This is a genomic window from Xanthobacter tagetidis (assembly GCF_003667445.1).
GTDB lineage: Bacteria > Pseudomonadota > Alphaproteobacteria > Rhizobiales > Xanthobacteraceae > Xanthobacter > Xanthobacter tagetidis.
The window spans coordinates 1-15100 of the sequence record NZ_RCTF01000034.1 but is presented as its reverse complement, the minus strand read 5'-3'; the positions used below and the strand labels follow the sequence as shown (position 1 = coordinate 15100).

Below are 15100 nucleotides of genomic sequence, written 5' to 3'. Positions count from 1 at the left end.
GTGAAGCCCTGGGTGATGACCTTGGTGTCCTTGTTGATGAGCACGGACATCACGCAGCTTCCTTCTTCACGGCCGCGACGATCTTCTGCGCCGCATCGTCCAGGTCATCGGCGGGGATCACGTTGAGCCCGCTCTCGCGGATGATCTTCTTGCCTTCTTCGACGTTGGTCCCGGCGAGGCGCACCACGAGCGGAACGGTCAGCCCCACTTGGCGCACGGCGGCGATGACGCCCTCGGCGATCACGTCGCAGCGCATGATGCCGCCGAAGATGTTGACCAGGATGCCTTCCACGTTCGGGTCGGCGGTGATGATCTTGAACGCCGCCGTCACCTTCTCCTTGGTGGCGCCGCCGCCCACGTCGAGGAAGTTCGCCGGCTCCATGCCGTAGAGCTTGATGATGTCCATGGTGGCCATGGCGAGGCCCGCGCCGTTGACCATGCAGCCGATGGTGCCGTCGAGCGCGATGTAAGAGAGGTCGTAGCGCGACGCCTCGATCTCCTTGGCGTCCTCCTCGCTCTCGTCGCGCAGCTGGGCCACGTCCGGATGGCGGAAGAGCGCGTTGGAATCGAAAGAGACCTTGGCGTCGAGGCAGACCAAGCGGCCGTCCTTCGTCACCACCAGCGGGTTGATCTCCAAAAGGCTCATGTCGGTCTGCGTGAAGGCCTCAAACAGGCTCGCGGTGAGCGTCACCGCCTGCTTGCCGAGGTCGCCCGAAAGGCCGAGCGCCTGCGCCACCTTGCGGCCGTGCAGCGGCTGGATGCCGGTGGCCGGGTCGACCGAAAAGGTGACGATCTTCTCAGGGCTGGAATGGGCCACCTCCTCGATGTCCATGCCGCCTTCCGTGGAGACCACGAATGCGACGCGCGAGGACGCGCGGTCCACCAGCATGGAGAGGTAGAATTCCTTGTCGATGGAGGCGCCCTCCTCCACATAGAGGCGCCCCACCTGCTTGCCGGACGGCCCGGTCTGGAGCGTGACGAGCGTGTGGCCGAGCATCTCGGCGGCGCTCGCCTTCACGTCGGCCGGGGTCCTCACCACGCGCACGCCGCCCTTGGCGCCCGCGGGGAGTTCCTTGAACGTGCCCTTGCCGCGCCCGCCGGCATGAATCTGCGCCTTCACCACGAAGGCGATGCCGCCGAGCGTCTGCGCCGCGGTCTCCGCCTCCTGCGACGAGAAGGCGGCGAGGCCGCGCGTCACCGGGGCGCCGTAGGCCCGCAGAATCTCCTTGGCCTGATATTCGTGGATGTTCATGGGGGCACTGCCTCCGGATCTGGCCATGCACGCGCAAGCGCGCCGGCCGGTTGGGCTCCGGCGGCGTGACGCGCGGCGGGCAGGATGTCGAACGGGAAGCAGACGCGCTCTCGCGTCGGGGTTCCGCCGCAAGAGGCGGATGCCGCGCGACCCTTCGGGCCATAGCGCAAGGCAGAGCCCTCGCCCGCGTGCGGGGGAGGGATGGGAGCGGGAACGCGGCCTCGACACAGGGGGCTGGTCGAGGCGGAGAGCGTCGGCCCCCTCCCGGCCCTCCCCCACAAGCGGGAGAGGGGGCGGGTTGCTCAGTCCGTCAGGATCAGACCACGCGGCCGGCGTGCATGGCCTTGATCTGCTCGTCCGAATAGCCGAGCTCGGACAGCACCTCGTCGGTGTGCTCGCCCAGCAGCGGCGAGCCGGTGATCTCGACGCTCATGTCGGAGAACTTGATCGGGCTGCCGACGGTGAGGTACTTGCCGCGCTCCTTGTGGTCCACCTCGACGATGGTGCCGCTCTTGCGCAGCGACTCGTCCTCGGCGATCTCCTTCATGGTGAGCACCGGGGCGCAGGGGATGTCGAACTTGCGCAGGATGTCGACCGCCTCGAACTTGGTCTTGTCGGCCAGCCACGCCTCGATCACGGCGAAGATGTCGAAGATCTTGTCCTGGCGCGCACGGGCGGTGCTGTAGGCCGGGTCGTCCTTCCACTCCGGCTTGCCGATGGCTTCCGCCACCTTGCCCCACGCCTGCTCCTGCACGGTGAAGTAGATGTAGGCGTTGGGATCGGTCTCCCAGCCCTTGCACTTCAGCACCCAGCCCGGCTGGCCGCCGCCGCCCGCATTGCCGCCGCGCGGCACCACGTCCGAGAACGTGCCGTGCGGGTACTGGGGATACTCCTCCAGGTAGCCCACACGGTCGAGGCGCTGCTGGTCGCGCAGCTTCACGCGGCAGAGGTTGATGACCGAGTCCTGCATGGACACGGCGACCTTCTGGCCCTTGCCGGTCTTGTTGCGCTGGTGGAGCGCGGTGAGGATACCGATGGCGAGGTGCATGCCGGTGTTCGAATCGCCGAGCGCCGCAGCCGACACGGTGGGCGGGCCGTCCCAGAAGCCGGTGGTGGAGGCGGCGCCGCCCGCGCACTGCGCGACGTTCTCGTACACCTTCAGGTCTTCATAGTGGTGGCCGTCGGAGAAGCCCTTCACCGAGGCGACGATCATGCCCGGGTTCAGCTCCTTGATGTGCTCCCAGGTGAAGCCCATGCGGTCGAGCGCACCGGGGCCGAAATTCTCCACCAGCACGTCGCTCTCCTTGATGAGCTTCGTGAGCACGTCCTTGCCCTCGGGGGTCTTGGTGTCGAGGGTGAGGGAGCGCTTGTTGGAGTTCAGCATGGTGAAGTAGAGCGCGTCGGCATTGGAGATGTCGCGCAGCTGGTTGCGCGTCACGTCGCCGGAGCCGGGACGCTCCACCTTGATGACGTCCGCACCGAACCAGGCCAGGAGCTGGGTGCAGGCCGGGCCGGCCTGGACGTGGGTGAAGTCGATGATCTTGATGCCTTCCAATGGCTTCGACATGTTCAGTTCCCTTTCAAGCGTTACCTAAACCCTGCGCGGGCACCCGGTGGGACCCGCGCAAAACGAAAAGACCGACGGAGCGCCGCCGGCCGCGACCTGCCGGTTCGCCCGGCTATTGTGGAGCCGGTGTCTGGCCGACCTTGGCCTCCAGCTCGGCCACGCGGCGCTGCAGCGCGCGCTCCTCTTTCCACCGCTCCGTCTCGTCCCGGATCATGGAGACGATGCTGGTCGGCCTGCCGTCCGCGCCGGACAGCAGGGCGACCGTGAAGGCGATGGAAAGGGCATGCCCGTCCTTGTGCAGGGCCGGGACGCGCAGGAGCGCGCTGCCATAGCGCGTCACGCCGGTGCGCATGGTCTCGTAATAGCCGTCCCAGTGCCGCTTGCGCTGGCGCTCGGGGATGATGATGTCGAGCGAGGCGCCGAGCGCCTCCTCCTTGGTGAAGCCGAACATGCGCTCGGCGCCCGCGTTCCAGAGGATGATCGCGCCGGCCCCGTCGCAGACGACAATTGCGTCGCCGACGGCGTCCAGCAGCTGAGCGTGGTCCACCTGAACGTGTTCCGAGGTCATCGCGTCCACTCTTCCGGTCCTGGCCGGCTCCCGCGCGGCGCCGGGGCGCCGTGCGGGCGGCGGCGGCGCCTCAGGCGCCCGCCCGCCGAGGCGTTTGCTATTCCGCGGCCTCGCGCAGCAGCGCGCCGAGCGCGCCGGTCTGCTTGATGACCGCGATGGATTCCGCATCGAGCCCCAGCACCTCGCCGAGGATCTCGTCCGTGTGCTCGCCGAGCAGCGGCGCCCGCTCCACGGGCACGTCGTTGTCGGAGAGCTTGATGGGGTTGCCGACCGTGACATAGCTGCCGCGGGCGGGATGCTGCACTTCCACCAGCGTGCCGGTGGCGTAGAGCGAGGTGTCCTCGGCGATCTCCTTCATGGAAAGGATGGGACCGCAGGGGATGTCGTAGGTGTTGAGGATATCCATGGCCTCGAACTTGGTGTGGGCCATGGTCCACGCCTCGATGCGCGTGAATATCTCGTTGAGGTGCGGCAGGCGCGCGGCCGGCGTCGCGTAATTGGGATCGGTCTTCCACTCTGGCTCGTGGATGACGTCGCAGATCTTCTCCCAGACCGGCGCCTGGGTGATGAAGTAGATGTAGGCGTTGGGATCGTTCTCCCAGCCCTTGCAGCGCAGGATGCGGCCGGGCTGGCCGCCGCCGGAATCGTTGCCGGCGCGCGGCACGGTTTCGCCGAACGGCACGCCCTCGCCGAACTGGCTGTATTCGCGCAGCGGTCCGTTGGCGAGGCGCTGCTGGTCGCGCAGCTTGACCCGGCACAGGTTCAGCACCGCGTCCTGCATGGCGCACATGACCTTCTGGCCGCGCCCGGTGTGCTCGCGCTGGAACAGCGCGGTGACGATGCCCAGCGCCAGATGGAGGCCGGTGCCCGAGTCGCCGATCTGCGCCGCGCTCACCATGGGCAGGCCGTCGCGGAAGCCGGTGGTGGAGGCGGCGCCGCCGGCGCACTGGGCGACGTTCTCATAGACCTTGCAGTCCTCGAACGGGCCGGGGCCGAAGCCCTTCACCGAGGCGAGGATGAGGCGCGGATTGATCTCGGACAGGCGCTTCCAGCCGAGGCCCATGCGCTCCAGCGCGCCGGGAGCGAAGTTCTCGACCAGCACGTCGCACTTCTTCACCAGCTCTTCCAGCACCGCCTTGCCCTGCGGGTTCTTGGTGTCGAGGGTGATGGAGCGCTTGTTGGCGTTGAGCATGGTGAAATAGAGGCTGTCCGCGCCGGCCACGTCGCGCAGCTGGCCGCGCGTCACGTCGCCCTCGCCGGGACGCTCCACCTTGATGACGTCCGCGCCGAACCAGGCGAGCAGCTGGGTGCAGCTCGGTCCCGACTGAACGTGGGTGAAGTCCAGGATGCGGACCCCCTCCAATGCCTTGCCCATCTCGTTTCTCACTTCGCCTTGACTGGTTCGGTCACCCGCTCCTGAGGATGTCGGCCTTGGGGTTTCCGCCGGGCTTGCCCGGTCCTTCGCCGTCTTGAACCATCGGGCTCGTGGCTGCGCCGCGAACCTCGGGGAGCCATCAGGCGGCGCCGCGCGAGGCGGGCCGCCTGCGGCCTCACTTCTTGCGCTTCACCACGCTCTGCGGGTTGAGGCTGCCGATATTGCCGCTCTCGCTGCCGGCGGTGGGGTCGATCACCGCGTTGATGAGGGTCGGCTTGCCCGAGTCCATCGCCGCGTTCACCGCGCGGGACAGCTCGTCCGGCGTGGTGACGTGGACGCCGACGCCGCCGAAGGCCTCCATCATCTTGTCGTAGCGGGCGTCCTTCACGAACACCGTGGTGCCGGGATCGCGCCCGTTCGGGTCGGTGTCGGTGCCGCGATAGATGCCGTTATTGTTGAAGATGACGATGCAGACCGGCAGGTCGTAGCGGCAGATGGTCTCCACCTCCATGCCGGAGAAGCCGAAGGCGCTGTCGCCTTCCACCGCGAGCACCGGCTTGCCGGTCTCCACCGCTGCGCCGACGGCGAACCCCATGCCGATGCCCATGACGCCCCAGGTGCCGACGTCCAGACGCTTGCGCGGCTGGTACATGTCGATGATGCCGCGGGCGAGGTCGAGGGTGTTGGCGCCCTCGTTCACCAGGATCGCGTCGGGGCGCTCCTTGATGATGGTGCGCAGCGCGCCCAGCGCCGAGTGGAAGTCCATGGGAGCCGAGTTCTTCATGAGGCGCGGCGCCATCTTGGCGATGTTCGCGTCCTTCTTCTCGCTCACCGTGGCGAGCCACTCCTTCGGCGCGCCGGCCCAGCCGCCCACCTTGGCGTTGAGCGCGGCCATGGCCGAAGAGATGTCGGCGACGATGGGCGCGGCGATCTCGATGTTCGAGTCCATCTCGCGCGGCTCGATGTCGATCTGGATGAATTTCTGGCTGCCCGCCGGGCCCCAGGTCTTGCCCTTGCCGTGGGACAGAAGCCAGTTGAGGCGCGCGCCCACCAGCATCACCACGTCCGCTTCCTTCAGCACCAGCGAGCGCGCGGCGCCCGCGGACTGGGGATGGGTGTCGGGCAGGATGCCCTTGGCCATGCTCATGGGCAGGAAGGGGATGCCGGTCTTCTCGACGAAGCTGCGGATCTCCTCGTCGGCCTGGGAATAGGCGGCGCCCTTGCCGAGGATGACCAGCGGCTTCTTGGCGGCCTTCAGCAGCGCCACCGCGCGGTCCACCGCCTCGGGCGCCGGGATCTGCGCCGGGGCGGCGTCGATCACCTTGACCAGGGAACGCTCGCCCTCGGCCGCGTCCATCACCTGGCCGAACAGCTTGGCCGGCAGATCGAGATACACGCCGCCCGGACGGCCGGAGACCGCCGCGCGGATCGCGCGGGCGACGCCGATGCCGATGTCCGCCGCGTGCAGCACGCGGAAGGCGGCCTTGCACAGCGGCTTGGCGATGGCGAGCTGGTCCATCTCCTCATAGTCGCCCTGCTGGAGGTCGACGATCTCGCGCTCGGAGGAGCCCGAGATGAGGATCATGGGGAAGCAGTTGGTGGTGGCGTTGGCGAGCGCGGTCAGGCCATTGAGGAAGCCCGGCGCCGACACGGTGAGGCACACGCCCGGCTTCTTGGTGAGGAAGCCGGCGATGGCGGCGGCGTTGCCGGCATTCTGCTCGTGGCGGAACGAGACGACGCGGATGCCTTCCGACTGGGCGAAGCGCCCGAGGTCGGTGATCGGGATGCCCGGCACGCCATAGATGGTATCGATGCCATTAAGCTTCAGCGCGTCGATGACGAGGTGGAAGCCGTCGGTCAGCTCCTGCTCGGCGGCGGGGGCTTCGGCTTCGATGGTCTTTGCGATGGCGGACATCACGCTCTCCCAGAAATTTTGTTCGGCTTCAGCTGTTCTTCGATCGACGGCGCGGCGGGGCCGCGCTCATTCGGGAAACATTCCGTGCCTCTCCACGTGGGCGGCAAGCCCCATGGCGTGCTCGCGCACGAGGCGCTCGGCGCGGTCGGCATCGCGCGCCTCCAGGGCATCGATGATCGCCGTGTGCTCGCGCATGGAGATCTCGAAGCGGTTCTCCTGGCGGATCGACACCTCGCGGATGGCCCGCATGTGCAGGAACAGGTTGCCGGTCATGTCGACGATGAGCCGGCAGCCGCCCATGCGCAGGATCGCCTGGTGGAAGGCGATGTTGGCCTTGGAATATTCGTTCACCTGCTCGGCCGCGGTCTCTTCCTTGAAGTCGTTGAAGAGACGGCGCAGGCCGGTGATCTCCGCCTCGGTGGCCGCGGCGGCGGCGAGACGCGCGGCCATGCTTTCGAGCGCGGCCCACACGACGATCAGGTCGAGGATCTCGCGCTTGGTCTTGCGCACGACGAAGATGCCGCGCCGCGGCACCGAGCGCACGAAGCCCTCCTGCTCCAGCACCGTCATCGCCTCGCGGATGGGCGTGCGGCTGACACCGAGGTCCTCCGAGAGCTGACGCTCGTCGAGGCGGAATTCCTTGGCGGAGCCGTAGATGTCCATTTCCGTGATGGCGCGCTTCAGCGCCTCGTAGGCGAGCATCCGCAGGCTCGTGGCGGCCTCGAGCGGCTCCACGTTCAGCTTCGGTGGCTCAGCAACCTGATGCACGGCCTGGGGTTCCTCCTCCTGGGCGCCGCCTCTTCCGGGCGGGCGCCGTCGGTGAAATACTGTGTATTGTATTCAAGTCGGGGATGCAATGGCGGAGCGCCGGGAAAAGGTTCCGCACTGCAGCAACCCGGGCGGCCCGCCGGCCGCGCCGGCTCCGGCCTGCGTCCCTGCCCCCGGCTTCCCCGCCGTCCGCCTTGGCGTGCGGGAGCGGGGCCGCGGAAAGCGGGCGCCAGGCGGAGGCGGCGACCCGGCCGCTGCCGGCCGGGTCGCGTCGGCTCACTCGGCCGCGGCCGGCTTCTCGCCGCCCGGACGCAGGCGCTGCATCACGGCGCCGATGATGGGCCAGAACAGCATCACCAGCGCGAGGGTGACGATGGAGCCCACCAGCGGGTTGGACCAGAAGATGCTGAGGTTGCCCTGGGACACCAGCATCGCTTGGCGGAACGAGCTCTCCGCCATGTCGCCGAGCACCAGCGCCAGCACCAGCGGGGCCAGCGGATAGTTCAGCTTCTTGAACAGGTAGCCGATCACGCCGAAGATCAGCATCACCGCGATGTCGAGGCCGGCATTGTGCACCGTGTAGGCGCCCACCGCGCAGATCACCAGGATGATCGGGGCGATGACGCTGAACGGGATGCGCAGGATGGCGGCGAAGATCGGCACGGTGGTCAGCACCACGATCAGCCCGGCGATGTTACCGAGATAGATCGAGGCGATGAGGCCCCACACGAAGTCCTTCTGCTCCACGAACAGCAGCGGGCCGGGCTGGAGACCCCAGATCAGAAGGCCGCCCAGCAGCACCGCCGCGGTGGGCGAGCCGGGGATGCCGAGGGTGAGCATGGGCAGCAGCGCCGAGGTGCCGGCGGCATGCGCCGCCACTTCCGGCATCACCACGCCTTCGAGCTCGCCCTTGCCGAAGTTGCGTCCGTTCTTGGAGAACTTCTTGGCGAGGCCGTAGCTCATGAAGGAGGCCGGCGTCGCGCCACCGGGGGTCACGCCCATCCAGCAGCCGACGATGGCCGAGCGCAGGCAGCCGACCCAGTATTTCGGCAGCTTGGCCCAGGTCTGGAACACGACGCGGGCGTTGATGGACGCGCTCTTGCCCTTGAAGGCGAGGCCTTCCTCCATGGTGAGCAGTATCTCGCCGACGCCGAACAGGCCGATGACCGCCACGAGGAAGTCGAAGCCGCGCAGCAGCTCCACCGACCCGAACGTCATGCGCAGCTGGCCCGTCACGGTGTCGATGCCCACCGCCGCGAGGGCGAAGCCGAGCATCATGGCGGCGATGACCTTGAACGGAGGTTCCTTGCCCATGCCCACGAAGGAACAGAAGGTGAGGAGGTAGACCGCGAAGAATTCGGCCGGGCCGAACTGCAGCGCGAACTTGGCGATCACCGGCGCGAGGAAGGTGATGAGCAGCACCGCGAAGAAGGCGCCGATGAAGGAGCCGGTGAAGGCGCCGGTGAGCGCCTCGCCGGCCTTGCCCTTCTGGGCCATGGGATGCCCGTCGAACGTCGTCGCCACCGACCAGGGCTCGCCCGGGATGTTGAACAGGATCGAGGTGATGGCGCCGCCGAACAGCGCTCCCCAATAGATGGAGGAGAGCATGATGATGGCCGAGACCGGCGTCATCGAGAAGGTCAGCGGAAGGAGGATGGCGACGCCGTTGGCGCCGCCGAGGCCGGGAAGCACGCCGATGAGCACACCGAGCGTGATGCCGACGAACATGTAGACGATGTTCATTGGGTCAGCGAGAACGCTGAACCCTCCGATGAGTGACGAGAGCGCTTCCACGGGCTTCCTCCCAAACGCGTCGGCGCTTATGCGCGCCTTCGGCGTGCGCGTGTTCTATCCAGGGTTCAGGGCCACCCTTGATGCGCCCGGCTGAGCCAGGACGGCGCGGGTGAACTTGGCTCCCCTGCGGGGCGCGCCGACGCGGGCGACGCCTCCGGGGGAACTGCGGCTTCCTTCCGGAAAGCCTGGCGCGTCCGGCTGCCGGGCGCGCGAGATCAGTAGCCGAGGGCGGTCTCGAGCGGGCCCTTGGGGAGCGGCACCAGGAACCAGACCTCGAACATCATGAACAGCATCAGCGGCACGCCGATGGAGACCGGGATGATCTTCGCGATCGGATACTTGCCGAGCCACCACATGAAGAAGGCGATGAAGATCGCCGAGGCCAGATAGATGCCCAGCACGAAGATCAGGCCCACGTAGATGCAGGTCGGCACCAGCACCTGCATCACCGACTTCAGCTGGCTGCGGTCGACGAAGTTGCCGAGGTCGGGGTGCTTGGTGAACAGCGCGGTGGCGAGGGTGCCGGCGCTGGCGATGAACATCAACAGCCCCACATAGAAGGGGAAATAGCCCGCCTCCGGGCCGTCGCTCGCCCAGCGGGCGCCGATGCGCCAGCTGTCGGACATCACCACTGCGGCGAGGCCCATGAAGGCGAGCGCCACGACCACGTCCATGGTGCGGTTGGTGACGGTCTTCTCGGTCGAATCGGTGGCGTGATCGCCATGTGCGTGATCGGTCATCTGGGCGTCCTTGGCTCGCTCATCCGGCACGCGGCCGGGCTTTTCCGGAGGCCTTGGCGCATGGGGGGACGGGGGCTCCGCGGCAGGGGCCGCGGAGCCGAAACCGTCACGTCGCCACGCTCATCTGGCCACGTTCACTTCGCCATGCTTTGCCGGCCCGGCCTGACTGGCCAAGCCAGCGTGATCGGGCCTGCTGGATCGGGCCTACTTGGCCACGAACCCCGCATTCTCCATCAGGGTCTTGTGGGTGGCCGCGGCCTTGCCGAGCCAGGCCGTGTATTCCGGACCCGTGAGAGCGGTGGTGTTGAACGCGCCCTTCTGCATGAACTCCTTCCATTCGGGAGTTTCACGCACCTTCTTGAACAGGTTCACGAAGTATTCGACCTGCTCCTTGGTGGCCTTGGGCGGCATGAAGATGCCGCGCAGCATCAGGTATTCGATGTCGAGGCCGGCCTCCTTGCAGGTCGGAATGTCGCCCCAGGACATCTTGGCCGTCACCGGCTCCTTGTAGGGCAGGCGCTGCTCGTCGAACACGCACAGCGGCTTCAGCTCGCCCGCGCGCCACTGCGACACCGCCTCGATGGGGTTGTTGACCGAGGCCGTCACGTGGCCGCCCACGAGCTGCGCCGCGACGTCTCCGCCGCCCTTGTACGGAACGTAGATGAACTTCTTGCCGGTCTTCTGCTCGATCGCGGCGGTGATGATCTGGTCTTCCTGCTTGGAGCCGGTGCCGCCCATCTTGAACGGGGCGTCGGCGGGGGCCGCGGCCATGGCGGCGAGGAAGCCCTTCACGTCGTCATAGGGCGCCTTGGCGTTCACCCACAGGACGAACTCGTCGAGCGCCAGCATCGAGACCGGGGTCATGTCGTCCCACTTGAACGGCACGCCGGTGGCGAGCGGCGTGGTGAAGAGGTTCGACAGGGAAATGATGATCTTGTGGGGGTTGTTGGCGGACCCCTTCACGTCGAGGAAGCCCTCGGCGCCCGCGCCGCCGGATTTGTTGATGACCACCAGGGACTGGTTCATCAGGTTGTTCTTCTGAATGATGCCCTGGATCATCCGCGCCATCTGGTCGGCGCCGCCGCCGGTGCCGGCCGGGACGATGAACTCGACCGTCTTCGTGGGCTCCCACGCCAAGGCGCCGAGCGGCGCCATCACGGCAGCGACCGCCGCTGCGGCCACGCTTTTCCTGAATGCCGAAGCAATTGACAATTTCATCTCGATTTTCCTCCCGGATCGTCCGCGATGTCAGTGCCCGCGGATCAAAACGTAACTTATTATGATCGTTACATTTTTTGGCGAACCTTAAGGTCCAGCCTGGAAAGAGTATATTGTATGTCACTTCTGTCAATTGGAATTTGCAATGCCGGATTTGGTCGTCCAAATACATTCTTTGAAATATTAAATAATGTATACCAATAATTTGCGACCGTTTCCCGGCACCTCCTGCCGGAATCCCGGTCAGCGATAGGCGGCGAATTCCGGGGGCACAGCCTCGTCCGCACCCGAGTAAAGGCGCGTCATCTGATCTGCGGCGGCTATCACGCGGCGCCCGATCCGGGCGATCCGATCCTCGCTCATGCGCACCGCCGGCGCCGCGATCGAGACCGCGCCCAGCGGCTCGCGCCATTCGTTGAGGATCGGCGCCGCCACCGCCTTCATCCCGTCCGCATGCTCCTCGTCGTCCACCGCATAGCCGCGCTCGGCGATGCGGGCGACGTCGTCCATGAGGTCGCGCTCGGAGCGGTGGGTGCGCAGCGTGAACGGCTCGAACCGGATCTGGGCGAGGCACGCGCCGCGAAAGCCGGGGCTTGCCGCTGCGAGCACGCATTTCCCGGCCGCGGTCGCGTGCAGCGGCAGGCGCACGCCGAGCCGGAAGAAGGCGCGCACCGGCGCGTGCGCCTCCGCCTGGGCGACCACCACCAGCTCCATGCCGTCGAACATGGAGAGGTTCACCGTCTCCTCCACCTCGTGCAGCAGCTTGCGGATGACCGGCCGGCCGATGTCCGGCAGCTTGCGGATGCGCAGATAGGCGGCGCCGACGCGGAACAGGCCGAGCCCCACGGTCCACAGCCCCGTGGACAGATCGTGGCTCACCAGCTGGCGCCGCTCCAGGGTCGCCAGCAGCCGGTGGACCGTGGAGATGGGCAGGTCCGCCGCGCGGGCGATGTCGGCCAGCGTCATGCCGTCGTCGTCGGCGATGACGCGCAGCAGCGTGATGGCGCGATCCAGGGACTGGACCTCGGCGCCCCCCTCCCCTCCGGCCGAGGCCGGGCGTCCGCGGCGCCGGGGCGCGACGTCACTGTCGGGCATGGATCCTCCCTCGCAGGCCTGCCGCGCACCGGAGAACGGCGGGCGGCGGCTCCTTCTTGTCCGTCGCGGCGGGCTGCCCCGGGAGGGGCGATTCCCCGCGCGCCGTCGCCCTTAGGTTAAGCGCAAGTCCGGGTGCGCGCAGCCTGTGACAAATTTCCACGTTACGGGATTAATTTCCATTGCTATGGTGGACGCCAAGCTGGTGGGGGCGGCATCACGTCTCATTATCTGGCATACATAATACACCATGCGGGAAACATGAGGAGGAACGGGCGATGAAGGTGTGCATCTACGGCGCCGGCGCCATCGGCGGCTATCTCGGCGTGGAACTGGCCCGGGCCGGCGCGGAGGTGAGCCTCGTGGCGCGCGGCGGCCACCTGGAGGCCATGCAGACCAACGGCGTGAAGCTGCTCATCAATGGCGAGGAGCGGGTGGCCCGGGTGCGCGCCACCGACGATCCGGCCGAGCTCGGCCCCCAGGACTACGTCATCATCGCGCTCAAGGCCCATTCGGTGCCGAGCGTGGTGGAGAAGATGCGCCCGCTGCTCGGCAACGACACTTCGGTCGTGACCGCCGTGAACGGCGTGCCCTACTGGTATTTCTACAAGCATGGCGGGGCGCTGGAGAACCGCACGCTGGAGACCATCGACCCCGCCGGCCGCCAGTGGGAGGTGCTGCGGCCCGAGCGCGCGCTCGGCTGCATCGTCTATCCTGCCACCGAGGTGGTGGCGCCGGGCGTGATCCAGCACATCTACGGCGACAAGTTCCCGCTCGGCGAGCCGTCCGGCGAGGTGACGCCGCGGGTGAAGGCGCTCGCCGAGCTGATGGAGAGCGCCGGCCTGCGCGCGCCGGTGATGCCCAACATCCGCGACGAGCTGTGGCTGAAGCTGTGGGGCAACCTGTGCTTCAACCCGATCAGCGCCCTCACCCACGCCACCCTCGACGTGATCGCCGCCGATCCCGGCACCCGCGCCGTTGCGCGCGGCATGATGCTGGAGGCGCAGGCCATCGCCGAGAAGCTGGGCATCCGGTTCCGGGTCGACGTGGAGCGGCGCATCAATGGCGCCGGCGCCGTGGGCGCGCACAAGACCTCCATGCTCCAGGACCTGGAGCGCGACCGGCCGATGGAGATCGATCCGCTGGTGAGCGTGGTCCAGGAGATGGGCCGCATGCTCGACATGCCGACCCCCACCCTCGACACGGTGCTGGCCCTGGTGCGCCAGCGCGCCGCAATCTCCGGCCTCGGCGGGCACCTCGCCAGCCCGCCGCTGACCGCCGCCGACCTGCCCATCGGCAAGCCGCACTGACGCGCCGCGCCCCCTTCCCCGCACGCGGGAGAGGGGCGAGGTCCGGCTGAGGTCGCACGCAAGGCGCCCCGCCGCTCGGCGAAGCCGCAGCGCGGGCGAAGCGATTTTTACTTGGGTGCTTAAGGAAGACTTGAAGAACGCGCTTTCAGGCGCGGAACGGAGCCGCCGGCGGGGACGCCGGCGGGCGCGGCTCAGTCGGCGGCCGCCTCGACGGTGATCGGGCCGCGATCCGCCTGACCCGCATTGAGCGCCATTCCGGTGAGCACGTAACCCATCACAAGCGCAGCAAACACAACAATTCGCTTAATCATCTCGAACCCCTGCCCTCGTCTTCCAGACCGCTCCGAACCGTCCCCGCCCGGCCAGCGCAACATGCTGCCAAGGTGCGGGTTCTAATCCGGTTAAGCCCGACGAACGCTGAACGGAGCTTTTGGGTCCCGTTCATCCTTGCGCATTCGCCAGCGCAGCCCTTGCGCCTGCGGTCCGCTTCGCGCGCGTTTCGAAACGCACGCGAATCACCGCAAGCACACAGCCGCGACGCGCGCCCTCTTACACGCCGCCGCGCGGGGTGTCTGTGGCCGCCTGGACACATCGCGCAAGGATTGCGGCAGCGCCTTTACTCGCCGGGGTCGAGCGCCTAAGCGAGGGGCATTGTTGCAACGCACAGCAAGGCGCCGGCATGCTCCGCAAGCTCTATGACTGGGTGATCGCCTATTCGGCCAAGCCCTCGGCGCCATGGGCGCTGGCGGTGGTCTCGTTCGCGGAGAGTTCCGTGTTCCCGGTGCCGCCCGACGTGCTCCAGGTGCCCATGACCCTGGCGCGGCCGGACAAGGCCTGGCGCTACGCCGCCATCGCCACCATCGCCTCGGTGCTGGGCGGGCTGGTCGGCTACGCCATCGGCGCGCTGCTCTATGACAGCGTCGGCAAGTTCCTCATCAACCTCTACGGCTACGGCGACAAGGTGGAGCAGTTCCGCGCCGCCTATGCCCATTACGGCCACTGGGTGATCCTGCTGAAGGGGCTGACGCCCATTCCCTACAAGCTGGTGACCATCACCTCGGGCTTCGCCGACTACAACCTGTTCTGGTTCGTGGTGCTCTCGCTCATCACCCGCGGCGCGCGCTTCTTCATCCTCGCCGCGCTGCTGCACCATTTCGGGCCGCGCGCGCGGGAATTCATCGAGAAGCGGCTCGGCCTCGTCACCCTCGGCCTGTTGGCCGTGGTCGTGCTCGGCCTGGTGGCGGCGGTCTACCTGTTCTGACGGCGCCGGCCGGCCGGTGCCGGCCGGATCGCTATGGCGCCGTGCCCGCCGGCCGCGACAGCACCGAGGCGGTGCCGGCCGCGGCGCCGCCGGGCGTCGCCGTTCCGGCGCCGAGGTGTTCCTCGCCACCGACGCAGCCAAGCGCATGAAGGAGATGGGGCTGGCCGCGCCGGCCTCGGCGTCCATCAAGCACACCATCCTCGGCAAGGTGTTCGATCCGTCCCAGCCCCAGGCCTACGT

Annotated in this window: 12 protein-coding genes; 2 read left to right on the top strand and 10 right to left on the bottom strand. The window is 67.7% G+C overall.

The annotated features are described in order from the left end of the window. Positions 1–49: 49 nt before the first annotated feature. The 10 genes from sucC to D9R14_RS22575 all read right to left on the bottom strand — a co-directional run bounded on the left by sucC (position 50) and on the right by D9R14_RS22575 (position 12292). On the bottom strand, positions 50–1252 hold the full coding sequence (gene sucC / locus D9R14_RS22620; RefSeq protein WP_121625925.1) for an ADP-forming succinate--CoA ligase subunit beta: 1203 nt from the start codon (positions 1250–1252) through the stop codon (positions 50–52). 316 nt (positions 1253–1568) lie between these two features. Continuing rightward, positions 1569–2819 carry a formyl-CoA transferase gene (frc, locus tag D9R14_RS22615; RefSeq protein ID WP_121625923.1) on the bottom strand — a complete coding sequence of 417 codons (1251 nt, stop codon included), beginning with the start codon at positions 2817–2819 and terminating at the stop codon, positions 1569–1571. 112 nt (positions 2820–2931) lie between these two features. Continuing rightward, on the bottom strand, positions 2932–3387 hold the full coding sequence (locus tag D9R14_RS22610) for a PAS domain-containing protein (protein ID WP_121625921.1): 456 nt from the start codon (positions 3385–3387) through the stop codon (positions 2932–2934). A 97-nt stretch (positions 3388–3484) separates the two neighbouring features. Continuing rightward, the gene (gene frc, locus D9R14_RS22605) at positions 3485–4762 is read right to left on the bottom strand and encodes a formyl-CoA transferase (protein WP_121625919.1); all 1278 of its coding nucleotides are present in this window, start codon (positions 4760–4762) and stop codon (positions 3485–3487) included. A gap of 175 nt (positions 4763–4937) precedes the next feature. Continuing rightward, positions 4938–6677: an oxalyl-CoA decarboxylase gene (oxc, locus tag D9R14_RS22600; RefSeq protein WP_121625917.1), complete on the bottom strand. Its 1740-nt coding sequence runs from the start codon at positions 6675–6677 to the stop codon at positions 4938–4940. A gap of 66 nt (positions 6678–6743) precedes the next feature. Next, the gene (locus D9R14_RS22595; protein ID WP_121625927.1) at positions 6744–7379 is read right to left on the bottom strand and encodes a GntR family transcriptional regulator; all 636 of its coding nucleotides are present in this window, start codon (positions 7377–7379) and stop codon (positions 6744–6746) included. A 342-nt stretch (positions 7380–7721) separates the two neighbouring features. Then, positions 7722–9188 carry a tripartite tricarboxylate transporter permease gene (locus D9R14_RS22590; protein WP_210313941.1) on the bottom strand — a complete coding sequence of 489 codons (1467 nt, stop codon included), beginning with the start codon at positions 9186–9188 and terminating at the stop codon, positions 7722–7724. Between the two features lie 266 nt (positions 9189–9454). Then, the gene (locus D9R14_RS22585) at positions 9455–9979 is read right to left on the bottom strand and encodes a tripartite tricarboxylate transporter TctB family protein (protein ID WP_121625913.1); all 525 of its coding nucleotides are present in this window, start codon (positions 9977–9979) and stop codon (positions 9455–9457) included. 204 nt (positions 9980–10183) lie between these two features. Next, positions 10184–11197: a Bug family tripartite tricarboxylate transporter substrate binding protein gene (locus D9R14_RS22580; protein WP_184759689.1), complete on the bottom strand. Its 1014-nt coding sequence runs from the start codon at positions 11195–11197 to the stop codon at positions 10184–10186. 243 nt (positions 11198–11440) lie between these two features. Then, positions 11441–12292 carry an IclR family transcriptional regulator gene (locus tag D9R14_RS22575; RefSeq protein ID WP_121625909.1) on the bottom strand — a complete coding sequence of 284 codons (852 nt, stop codon included), beginning with the start codon at positions 12290–12292 and terminating at the stop codon, positions 11441–11443. A gap of 275 nt (positions 12293–12567) precedes the next feature. Here D9R14_RS22575 and D9R14_RS22570 point away from each other — a divergent pair, with 275 nt between their 5' ends. Together D9R14_RS22570 and D9R14_RS22565 are read left to right on the top strand one after the other, a co-directional pair. Next, entirely contained in the window at positions 12568–13599 is a 1032-nt protein-coding gene (locus D9R14_RS22570; protein WP_121625907.1) for a 2-dehydropantoate 2-reductase, read from the top strand. Positions 13600–14278: 679 nt separating this feature from the next. Further along, positions 14279–14860, top strand: a complete 582-nt coding sequence (locus D9R14_RS22565) for a YqaA family protein (RefSeq protein ID WP_121625904.1) — start codon at positions 14279–14281, stop codon at positions 14858–14860. Positions 14861–15100 lie beyond the last annotated feature (240 nt).

Excerpts from the sequence above, each read along its gene's own strand:
- sucC (WP_121625925.1), bottom strand. The coding sequence starts at position 1,252 with ATGAACATCCACGAATATCAGGCCAAGGAGATTCTGCGGGCCTACGGC.
- frc (WP_121625923.1), bottom strand. The coding sequence starts at position 2,819 with ATGTCGAAGCCATTGGAAGGCATCAAGATCATCGACTTCACCCACGTC.
- D9R14_RS22610 (WP_121625921.1), bottom strand. The coding sequence starts at position 3,387 with ATGACCTCGGAACACGTTCAGGTGGACCACGCTCAGCTGCTGGACGCC.
- frc (WP_121625919.1), bottom strand. The coding sequence starts at position 4,762 with ATGGGCAAGGCATTGGAGGGGGTCCGCATCCTGGACTTCACCCACGTT.
- oxc (WP_121625917.1), bottom strand. The coding sequence starts at position 6,677 with ATGTCCGCCATCGCAAAGACCATCGAAGCCGAAGCCCCCGCCGCCGAG.
- D9R14_RS22595 (WP_121625927.1), bottom strand. The coding sequence starts at position 7,379 with ATGCTCGCCTACGAGGCGCTGAAGCGCGCCATCACGGAAATGGACATC.
- D9R14_RS22590 (WP_210313941.1), bottom strand. The coding sequence starts at position 9,188 with ATGAACATCGTCTACATGTTCGTCGGCATCACGCTCGGTGTGCTCATC.
- D9R14_RS22585 (WP_121625913.1), bottom strand. The coding sequence starts at position 9,979 with ATGACCGATCACGCACATGGCGATCACGCCACCGATTCGACCGAGAAG.
- D9R14_RS22580 (WP_184759689.1), bottom strand. The coding sequence starts at position 11,197 with ATGAAATTGTCAATTGCTTCGGCATTCAGGAAAAGCGTGGCCGCAGCG.
- D9R14_RS22575 (WP_121625909.1), bottom strand. The coding sequence starts at position 12,292 with ATGCCCGACAGTGACGTCGCGCCCCGGCGCCGCGGACGCCCGGCCTCG.
- D9R14_RS22570 (WP_121625907.1), top strand. The coding sequence starts at position 12,568 with ATGAAGGTGTGCATCTACGGCGCCGGCGCCATCGGCGGCTATCTCGGC.
- D9R14_RS22565 (WP_121625904.1), top strand. The coding sequence starts at position 14,279 with ATGCTCCGCAAGCTCTATGACTGGGTGATCGCCTATTCGGCCAAGCCC.